Source organism: Tianweitania sp. (genome assembly GCF_032053605.1).
Taxonomy (GTDB): Bacteria; Pseudomonadota; Alphaproteobacteria; order Rhizobiales; family Rhizobiaceae; genus Tianweitania.
Map to the genome: position 1 here is coordinate 1 of NZ_DAMBUH010000189.1, position 3122 is coordinate 3122.

Annotated in this window: 4 protein-coding genes; all 4 read left to right on the forward strand. The window is 61.7% G+C overall.

The features are described from left to right. Positions 1-619, forward strand: a 619-nt coding sequence (locus RTX98_RS20525; RefSeq protein WP_312798739.1) for a TonB family protein, incomplete at its 5' end; no start/stop codon positions are given. 95 nt (positions 620-714) lie between these two features. Continuing rightward, positions 715-1977 carry a Tol-Pal system beta propeller repeat protein TolB gene (tolB, locus tag RTX98_RS20530; RefSeq protein ID WP_244641535.1) on the forward strand — a complete coding sequence of 421 codons (1263 nt, stop codon included), beginning with the start codon at positions 715-717 and terminating at the stop codon, positions 1975-1977. A 236-nt stretch (positions 1978-2213) separates the two neighbouring features. Next, positions 2214-2735: a peptidoglycan-associated lipoprotein Pal gene (gene pal / locus RTX98_RS20535; RefSeq protein WP_189505564.1), complete on the forward strand. Its 522-nt coding sequence runs from the start codon at positions 2214-2216 to the stop codon at positions 2733-2735. 178 nt (positions 2736-2913) lie between these two features. Further along, positions 2914-3122 (forward strand): hypothetical protein (locus tag RTX98_RS20540; protein WP_312798741.1); only part of this gene is annotated, 209 nt, incomplete at its 3' end.

The window sequence follows — 3122 nt, forward strand, 5'->3', positions numbered from 1 at the left end:
GGCCCCGCAGGCGGAAGCCTTGCCGCTGCCAACCAGCGCGCCGGCACCGCAGACACGTCCACAGCCCGAGCCGCCGAAGCCGGTGCAAACCGCCAAGGTCGAGGAAAAGCCGAAAGAGCCGGAAAAGAAGAAGCCGGAAGAAGCCAAGAAGCCCGACAAGCCGAAGGAAACGGCCGCGTCTTCGAAGCCGAAGTCGGAAGAAAAGACCTTCGATGCGGATGAGGTTGCGGCGCTCCTGAACAAGGCTGCCGCGCAAGGCGGTGGCGCCAAGCGTTCCACCGAAACCGCTTCGCTCGGCGGCAAGCAGACCACGGGCGCGAAGCTGTCGCAAAGCGAGATGGGCGCATTGTCGAGCCAGTTGGCTGGCTGCTGGTCGATCCCGGCCGGTGCCGAAGGCGTCGAGTCCATGCGCGTGAGCGTGCGCTTCCGCCTCGATCCGACCGGCAAGCTCGATGGCGAGCCGGTGGTGGATACGTCGAGCGGCAATTCCGCTTTCGACCGCAGTGCTGTTCGCGCCGTTCAGAAGTGCAACGCCGAAGGGCTGCAGGTTCCCGCCAGCAAGGCCGAAGTTTGGGCCAGCGGCGTCGTTGTTAATTTCGATCCGAGCGAGATGTTCTGACCTTCGAGGCCAGGACCGCTCCCGACCATGAGACCAAGAGGCTGGATGGAATGATCCGAAAACTCAGAGTTCTTTTCGCTGTTGCCACTGTCGCCATGAGCGCGGGCTTTGTTGTGGCACCGGCCCATGCCCAGCTCGTCATCGACGTCAACAAGGGCAATGTCGCGCCTCTGCCGATCGCCATCACCGACTTCGTGTCGGCCGATGCGATGGGTGCGGAGATCTCGTCGATCGTGACGGCGGATCTGAAGCGCTCCGGCCTGTTTGCGCCAATCGCCAAGTCGGCCTTTATCGAAAAGATCTCCAATCCGGATGTCGCGCCGCGCTTCCAGGACTGGCAGGTCATCAATGCGCAGGCGATCGTCACAGGCCGCGTGACCAAGGAAGGTGATGGCCGTTTGCGCGCCGAGTTCCGTCTTTGGGACACGTTTGGCAACAAACAGATCACGGGCGAGCAGTTCTTCGCCAACCCGCAGAATTCGCGCCGCGTCGCTCATATCATCGCCGATGCGATCTATGAGGCGCTGACCGGCGAGAAGGGCTATTTCGACACGCGCGTCGTTTACATCGACGAAGCGGGCTCAAAGACCCAGCGCGTGAAGCGTCTGGCCATCATGGACCAGGACGGCGCCAACAAGCGCTTCCTGTCGGATGGCAAGACCATCGCCCTGACGCCGCGCTTTTCGCCGACGCGCCAGGAAATCACCTACATGTCTTATGAAAGCGGTCAGCCGCAGGTGTACCTGCTGCAGATCGAAACGGGACAGCGCGAGCTTGTCGGCAACTTCCCCGGCATGACCTTTGCGCCGCGCTTTTCGCCCGATGGCCAGAAGGTCATCATGAGCCTGCTGCGCGACGATGGTAACTCCAACATCTTCACCATGGATCTGCGCAGCCGCAACACGATGCGCCTGACCAATTCCAACGCGATCGACACTTCGCCGTCCTATTCGCCGGATGGCTCCAAGGTCGTATTCACGTCGGATCGCGGCGGCCAGCCGCAGATCTATGCGATGGGTGCGGACGGTTCGGGCGCGACCCGCATTTCGTTCGGCGGCGGCAGCTATTCCACGCCGGTCTGGTCGCCGCGTGGCGATTTGATCGCCTTCACCAAGCAGACCGGCGGTGACTTCCAGATCGGTGTGATGCGCACCGATGGTTCAGGCGAGCGCATCCTGTCGTCTGGGCATCTGCAGGAAGGCCCGACGTGGGCACCGAATGGCCGTGTGTTGATGTTCTTCCGAGAAAGCTCGGGTGGACCAAAGCTTTATTCGGTCGATCTGACCGGTCGCAACGAGCAGCCAATCCCGACGTCGGGCTTCGGTTCCGACCCGGCCTGGTCGCCGCTTTTGGAATGATCGGAGCGGTCCGTACTGATCTTGGGATGGAGGCTCCTTCGGGGCCTCCTTCTTTTTGTCACCTTTGCGCCGCATTGCGGCAGGTATGCCGGGCGATTCGCATAGGTCGTTTCCGCCGGCAACGCATTCAGTTACACGGCAGAAACAGATAATTAACCTTGTTCGTTGAATCAGCATTAACCCAAACGTGGTTACTTCGACCTCAACGAATTCACTCAAATGCTTAGGAGATGGCGATGCGCCGTATCGCAGCAATTACCCGCAACCCGGTCGCTATCGCTTTGCTTGCAACGCTGGCGGTTGCCGGCTGCGCCAACAAGAAGAACAACTTGCCCAACAGCAGCTCCGAGCTCGGCCTCAATGGCGGACGCGGTGCTGGCGCGGCAACGCCGGGTTCAAGCCAGGACTTCACGGTCAATGTCGGCGACCGCATCTTCTTCGACACCGACTCCTCGGCCATCCGCGCTGATGCCCAGCAGACCCTGTCGCGTCAGGCACAGTGGCTGCAGCAGTATTCCAGCTACGCGATCACCGTCGAAGGTCACTCCGACGAGCGCGGCACCCGCGAGTACAACCTGGCACTCGGCGCCCGTCGCGCTGCAGCTGCCCGTGACTTCCTCGCGTCGCGCGGCGTTCCGTCCAACCGCATCCGCACCATCTCCTACGGCAAGGAACGTCCGGTTGCTGTTTGCGACGACATTTCCTGCTGGTCGCAGAACCGTCGCGCCGTCACCGTGCTCAACGGCGCCGGCAGCTGATTGTCGCATTAATGCCGCATGAACAGGTGAAAAGGCGGTCCTCGGATCGCCTTTTTGCTGTCATGCGGTTCCAACCCCATCTGCCACCAAAATTTGGCCGAAGTCCCGGGTGCAGCTCATCTCCAACCTGCAAAGCAACGGTTCTCCAACGGCCGGATTGATCGATCGAGAGACACGGATGATTTTAGCAAAGACCTTCAAAGGCAAACTGGTTCTCGGGCTCATGGCCGTGCCGCTGCTGTTGTCAGCGGCGCCGGCATCGGCGCTGACGGGCCACTCTCCCGCTTCCGCGCACACCACCGCTGCCGGACAGGAACTGGCGCTTCTCAACGGCTTGTTCGAGCGTCAGGCTCCGGCACCGCGTCAGGGCCGCGCCGATGTGCAGCT